This window comes from Arsenophonus nasoniae DSM 15247 (assembly GCF_000429565.1).
Lineage (GTDB): Bacteria > Pseudomonadota > Gammaproteobacteria > Enterobacterales > Enterobacteriaceae > Arsenophonus > Arsenophonus nasoniae.
Genome location: NZ_AUCC01000112.1, coordinates 1 through 6,805, shown reverse-complemented (window position 1 = coordinate 6,805; position 6,805 = coordinate 1). Strand labels below are relative to the sequence as shown.

7 protein-coding genes are annotated in these 6,805 nt (G+C 50.0%); 6 read left to right on the top strand and 1 reads right to left on the bottom strand.

Features of this window, described 5'->3' with window-relative positions:
• Positions 1–115: 115 nt before the first annotated feature.
• Positions 116–562, top strand: coding sequence for a toxin co-regulated pilus biosynthesis Q family protein (locus G468_RS0115265; RefSeq protein ID WP_246067586.1), 447 nt, complete (start codon positions 116–118; stop codon positions 560–562).
• Positions 562–1,008, top strand: a complete 447-nt coding sequence (gene pilM / locus G468_RS0115260; protein ID WP_026823808.1) for a type IV pilus biogenesis protein PilM — start codon at positions 562–564, stop codon at positions 1,006–1,008. Before G468_RS0115265 ends, pilM begins: the two co-directional genes overlap by 1 nt.
• Positions 1,009–1,342: 334 nt before the next feature.
• On the opposite strand, the gene G468_RS0115250 is transcribed toward pilM, so the two are convergent.
• Entirely contained in the window at positions 1,343–2,077 is a 735-nt protein-coding gene (locus G468_RS0115250; protein WP_026823807.1) for a hypothetical protein, read from the bottom strand.
• A gap of 41 nt (positions 2,078–2,118) precedes the next feature.
• Between G468_RS0115250 and pilN the strand changes: the two genes are divergently transcribed.
• From pilN to G468_RS0115230, 4 genes are all read left to right on the top strand, one after another.
• A complete protein-coding gene (gene pilN / locus G468_RS0115245; protein WP_026823806.1) occupies positions 2,119–3,756 on the top strand; it encodes a PilN family type IVB pilus formation outer membrane protein in 1,638 nt (545 codons plus the stop codon).
• Positions 3,756–5,051, top strand: a complete 1,296-nt coding sequence (gene pilO2 / locus G468_RS0115240) for a type 4b pilus protein PilO2 (protein WP_026823805.1) — start codon at positions 3,756–3,758, stop codon at positions 5,049–5,051. Before pilN ends, pilO2 begins: the two co-directional genes overlap by 1 nt.
• Positions 5,038–5,493: a type IV pilus biogenesis protein PilP gene (gene pilP / locus G468_RS0115235; protein ID WP_026823804.1), complete on the top strand. Its 456-nt coding sequence runs from the start codon at positions 5,038–5,040 to the stop codon at positions 5,491–5,493. The genes pilO2 and pilP overlap by 14 nt, the downstream gene beginning before the upstream one ends.
• An 18-nt stretch (positions 5,494–5,511) precedes the next feature.
• On the top strand, positions 5,512–6,805 hold a 1,294-nt coding region (locus G468_RS0115230), incomplete at its 3' end, for a GspE/PulE family protein (protein WP_026823803.1).

Sequence of the window (6,805 nt, the reverse complement as noted above, 5' to 3'; positions counted from 1 at the left end):
AAATTAACCTACTGCAGAGTATAAAACAGTACTCAACTCATTAACATCCCCGAAGCAGCACCGCTGCGCCGCTCACGCGTAGCGTGCTACGTTCATAACAAGTAAACCGTTGACGGTGATTCAACCACCGAAGGTTATCAGCGTTAACAATAATTCTTCATCGGCTAAGGAAAATAAACCTCTCGCTCACTCTCAAGGTGTGATTGCACCACCAAAGACAACGACGTTGCTTACGGATAAACCGCTTACGACGATGAAAGTCACGCCGCCACCAAAACCCGTGCAAACGTGGCAGATAGAAAAAGGCGGAACGCTAAAGGACGGGGTGATGGCATGGGCAATAAAGGAATCTTGTGTCGCACCAGGGGTAAAAAATTGGTCGGTTTTGTGGCAAACACCTGTTAATTATCAGATTGACGCTCCGCTAAGATTCAGTGGTGATTTTAAATCCGCATTGCGAAGTGTTTTGGAGTTATATCAATCTGCCAAAAAGCCACTTTATGCTGAAACCAATAGTGCGCAATGCCTGATGCGCATCACTGATAAACCACCGGGGGGATGATGGGCTATTTAATCCTTTCTTTTCTATTAGTGACGCTATCACTGGCCGGATTTTATCAGCATCAACACGCGGACAATCTCAACAGTACTGAAATGACGACCACCACGACGCAACAGGCGATAGAGACGGTTCACTATATCAACGCGATTAATGATTATCTCTACCTCCATCCTGATGCAATCAATAATCCCAATGAGATTGTGCTAACAGCAGCGCAAATCGGTATCACGCCACACTCCCCCATCCAGCATGTAATTGCCAGCCAACGTGTTTTTGTCTGGCAACCGTTTTCACCGGGATTAATGGCGGCGCTTAAAACCCAAACCCGCGATTCTGCGCTATTGGGCAGCGTAAAAAATCACCGGCTTTTTGATAATGGTGGGCGTGATATGCAGGTCGTAGTACCGGCACGTATCCCCGATGGGGCGATTGTTTATTTGAATTAAGGGAAACAAATGCATGGTTTAATATTTCACTTCTTTTTTGTCGCTCTTAACTCCGTTTTTTCGTATCTATCAACTGGCTCGATCTGGTTAACTTTATTACTTTTTTTGATTTTTGGTGTCATTCCTGCCTGTCGGCTTGGTGAGTGTGATCTCATGCAGAGGGTGGGCTGTTTTTTTATAGCCTCAATCTGCATTTGCATTTTATTTAACGCTACAAAAATATACTTTTACGTTAAAGAAAACAATTGCTTGTGGAATTATGGTGTGTTAGGAGAGTCAACGACTATTTTGTGCAACAACGACACTTACACTTTTAAGGAGTTAGCAGAAAAAATTAAAGCTGAACCATTTTATCCATTTTTGCTAAAAAGCAAGAAATAAAAAATAGGGAAATATAAATAAGAAAATACAACCCGCAAATTGTACCCATGATTAACTTTATTAACGCCAAATCCGTCAAAAGACCCAGCACCCCAAGAAATGCGCATAAAAACATGACACTAAATGCCAAATTGCAATATTTTTTAATCAGTGATTTTAATTTCCTAATGAAATGTGTTTTTTTGTTGCATGGCACTATTTTTGAATTCCTAACCAGCAATATATAATCATTAATTTCTTCTACTTCTAAAAGGTGCAGATCTCCATATGATTTTGTGATGTGTTCTTGAGTATTAGTTTCAATAATTTTATACAAAAAAATCAATTTTAATAAACTAGCAGCGTAATTACTCTTAAAGCTATTTAGTGATTCACCCAAAAAGATAATCACCCCTTTTCTTTTAAGTGGGTTGCAGTTGCGCCCTCTATTGCTTTTTCGTTTGTTCGATGTACTAAAAACCACCCCATATTTTGTTGATCTGATAATCCTGCAAGATACTATTTTTTTCAAACAACTTTTTGAGGTGAAATGGTATAGCGCTGATGGTTTATTATTATTTCGGCCACTAGCCTTTTTTAATGAAAAAAGACCAAAAACAAGCATTATCAAATAAAACGCGATTGTGAGCACTGATATATATAGGAAGCCATCTTTAACAGTGCTAGAAAAAACATTCCAAAACTCCATATCTAACCCTTTCCAAAGTTTAAGATAACAAAGGATATACCATGCGAGCGATTTTTTCTGCTGCGCCTTTACTGGTGGTGCTGGCATTGTCTGGCTGTACCAGTATTGAACGCATTAATCAAAACATGAAAAACAGTGAGGCGACAGACGCAAAAGCGAAGCAGCAGATGCAAAAATTGACCTCGCCATCGCCTGTATTACGCGAAGCCGCCCGGCAGTGGGTGAATCCCACGCCGATAATTGACCGGGCAGCGATAAAAAAAGCTACACCCCCTTGTACCATTACGATTAACCGGCAAGGCTCACTCAGCCTGCATGACGTCTCTGAGCGTATTACCCGCGTGTGCCGCATTCCCGTTTCCGTCACGCCGGACGCATTAACGCTATTGGGCGGCGTCTTTGGCGGCCAGACCCAGCAGATAAAAGGCGATATCCCGCCACCGGATGTCAATGGCATGGTGCCGCTGGCCTCTATCGGGATGGCCTCATCCTCTGCGCCTGCTGCGGTTAACACCGGCGCGAACCTGAACGGGCTTTACTGGAACGGCCCGCTTGCCGGGCTGCTCGACACTATCGCCAGTCGCCTTGGTGTATCGTGGCGCTATGAATCGGGACAGATAGTTATCTACGCGCTGGAAACCCGGTCATTTACGTTGAATTTTATGGATTCACAGACCGATTACCAATCCAGAGTCGTCAGCGGCACCACCTCCAAAGCCGGTAACAGTGGCGGGCAGAGCGGCAATGCGCTCAGTGGTGATGCCATCACGTCACAATCTACCTCAACCACCATAAAGTCATCTTTGTATGCGGATTTACAGGGCGCAGTGAAATCGATGCTGACGCCGGGGCTGGGGCGTATGTTCCTGTCTGCCGGTAATCTGACGGTTACGGATGTTCCTCGTGTGCTGGATACGGTTGAGCGTTTTGTTGACGAGCGCAACCAGACATTAGACCGGCAGGTGGTGCTCAATATTGAAGTGTTGAGCGTCGAAAAACGGCAAAAAGACCAGTTAGGACTGGACTGGAACGCCGTTTTTAACAATGGTCGTTTAGGTTTGTCGCTCAGTCAAGCCTTTGGCGGCGCGGCGGGCAATATCATGAATGGCGGCTTCTCGGTCGTAGACGGGCGGCTGGCGGGGTCAAAAGTCTTTCTTAAAGCCCTTGCCGAGCAAGCTAAAGTGAGTGTCGTTACCCAGCAATCGAATACCACCACCAATCTTTCGCCGGTCGCCATGCAGGTAGCCGAACAGGAGGATTATGTGGCGCAGGTAACAACACAATCCACCGCGAATGTCGGCACGGCAACCTCGATCCAACCCGCCACCATTACCACCGGATTTTATATCAATCTACTGCCGAATATCATGCCGGACGGTCAACACCTGTTACTGCAATTCGCCATCAATCTCTCTGAACCGCCTACCCGCCGTACCTTTACTTCCGGGGAAAGCTCGGTCGAATTGCTCAATACGCAACTGAAAACCTTCACCCAGCGCGTGAAAATGAAAACCGGCCAGACACTGGTGTTATCCGGCTTTCAGCAGGCCAGCCGTAAAGGAAGCAAGCAGGGCGTCGGTCAACCGTGGTTCTTTGGCTTAGGCGGCGGTCAACAGGCAGAAGACGGTGATCGGATGCTGGTTGTGCTCATTACCCCGGTTCTGTCGCAGGAGGGATAATGATGACGACAACACCGCTATTTACCGCGACGCCGATTGTGCGAGGTCGCCGCGTTTTTCTGGCCGGAATAGACTGGCTCCCCGTGACGTTGCGGGCGGGTAAAAACGTTAAAAGCGAAGCGCGACGGCAAGGGGCTGATCGCGTGGTCAGTTACCGCTATCGGGACAGCCAGAAAAATCCGCAGTGGGTGATGGGGCTGGTCAATTGGGCAAAGCTGGCATTGCCCAAAGGCTGCAAGGACGGTTACGCACTGGCTTTGCTCATCGCCCGGCAACTGAAAGGCAGCGGCTACGCCATTATCGCGATAGACAAGGCGCATTACGGCTTTGTCAGTACCATTGACGGCGTACTGATTAACGATGTGGTCGGCGACAAGGCCGCCATCGTGCAGACGCAAAAAAACTTTCTCCAGTTTAACCGTGAGCCGGAAGGCGGCTGGCAGATTTTCGCCCCGGCAGACTGGAACATCGCCGATAGCCAGCCTTTTGATTTGGACGGTTTGCTGGCAGGGTCTGGCTTTCCTGCCAGCACCCGCTTTCAGGCAACATCACGCAAGCGGCGATTTTTAGGCCTTTTCACCCTGTGCGGCCTGATGTTGGTCGGTTACGTCGGCTGGAACGGGTATCAAACCCATCAGGAAACGTTACGTCAGGCCGCCATACGGGCGGCATGGCTGGCACAGCAACAGACGCAGACGTCCCCAGCTCTGCGCTTCCCATGGCATGACACACCGCGATTGATGCCGTTTATTAACGCCTGTGCCGAACGCTGGCAAAAAATCCCGCTGTCGCTGGCAGGCTGGCGCTTTAAAGAGGCGCAGTGCGCACAAGAAGGCACATTACGGCTGGCGTACAGCAAACCCGTTGGGGCCACCGTGGGCGATTTCGCTTACCGGGTGAAGCAGGTTTACGCCGGGCAGACGACGCCGTATTTCAATTTACCCGGGCAGGGCGATACCGGCGGCTTTAGCCAATCCGTCATTTTTACGCCTTCAGCGGATACCCGCACCTTGCCGGAGGCGGATAATCAGATACAGCGACTAACCACCTTTGCGCAACGGATGCGCCTGCCGATTAACCTGCAAGAAGACGACAACCGTCAGGTCAGTGCTAACGGCGAAGAGCGGATTATGCCGTGGCGCAGTTTTAGTTTTTCACTGGAAACCGCCATCCCGCCGACCCTGTTGTTTGATGAATTAGACGATCTGGGTTTACGCCTGCACATCATCACGATCACGCTCAATCAGGGGCGATTAAGTTACCGGATGGAAGGAAAATTATATGCAAAATCATAAATGTGCCCTGTTTATCGCGGCAGGATTAAGCGCGGCAGCCTATGCCGAAACACCGCCGCCTCAACTGCCCGTGATGGAAGAGTACACCCTGCAACGCTTAGAGCAGATACAGGCCGAAACCGTCATGCTGGAAGCCAAAGCTGCCCGCGCTCGTATCCAACGCGAACTGGAAGACAGTGGCATTGATACCCAGACAGCCAATTTACCGCTCAATGGCCGGGAGCTAGCAATTTTACCCCGCGCCGGGGGCTTACCGTCAGTAGAAGAAATTTACGGCAGTGGTCAGCAGCTGATGGCGCGTCTGGTGCTCTCCGATGGTAAACGGGCAGAACTGCGGCAGGGCGAGCAGATCCCCGGTACACGTTTGCGGGTTGAGGCGATTAGTGCCCGCGAAGTGCGGGTTACTGACGGCAACGATAAACGCACATTGTCCTTTTATTAAAAACGGAGCAAAAACGTTATGCTAAATACCCTTCCGCAACCCGATGCCGATATCGCCCGCTTTGTGCGGGTGACTCAGGCCGAGGACGGCATGATTGATATTTTTATCGCGGACAATTACCGCGAAGATTTCAAGGTTCAGCACTTTGTCAGCCGGGTACAGAAAGCCTTTCCGGGGCGTACCCGCTGGGCCAGCCTGTCGCTGGATGAAATCGCCAACGTCGCCCTCCCACAATCGGGTGATGCCCCGGCACACAGCGTCAATCAGCAGCGGGTATTAAGCTACTTCCGCAAAGCCATTGCGCTATCAGCGTCGGACGTGCATTTTACCGTTGGGCGTGATGGCGGCGAGTTTTGCTATGTTGAGGCGCGGGTTCACGGTGAACTGCAATGTCTGGACTGCATCGACAAGGACGAAGGGATGGCGCTGGCATCCACCATTATCCTGTCGATGTGTGACGTTACTGAGAAGCAGTTTTACCCCAATCTTCATCAGGATGGCCGCATTGCTGAACGCTTTTTAAAGCCGCTGGGAATATTTGGTGCCCGCTATGCGCATATGCCTGCTGTCGGCGGGCTGTATGTAGTGATGCGTCTGATTAAGGATGATGGCGATGCCGTACCGGATTTTGAATCCTTGGGCTTTCTGCCCGATCAAGTCCGGGCACTGAAACGCCTGTTGCGTCGTCCCGAAGGGATGATGATTTTATCCGGGCCAACCGGATCCGGGAAATCCACCACGCTACGCACCGCCTCCGCCGCCTATCTTGCGCTATGGGGCTATATCAACAAATTACCGATACGGCGACTGTTAACCATTGAAGACCCGCCAGAAGGTCGTATTTACGGTGCAATCCAGACGCCGATCATCGCTGACAAGAAAAACACCGAAGAAATCAAACGCGCATGGCTGTTGTCGATGGCTTACGCGCTTCGATGTGATCCAGATGCGATTTTAAACGGTGAAATCCGCGATTTGGAATCTGCCATCACTGCGCTAAAAGCGGCCATGACCGGGCATCTGCTGATGACGACACTTCACGCCAATGATGGCCTGAATATCCTTGAGCGACTCGAAATAGAAGGGGTATCGGCACGGTTACTGGCCGATCCGCTGTTGTTAATCGGGCTGATAAGTCAACGGTTGGTACAGCGCTTATGTCCGCACTGCAAAGTGCCTTATCAGCGGGTTGCCGGGCAGCTTGAGGCGGATGATCGCTTCCTGATTGAACAGTATTGCCAGCCTGAAAAGGTGTTTATGCGCCATTTTGAAGGCTGCGAACACTGTTATCACGGGATTGTCGGGCGGATTG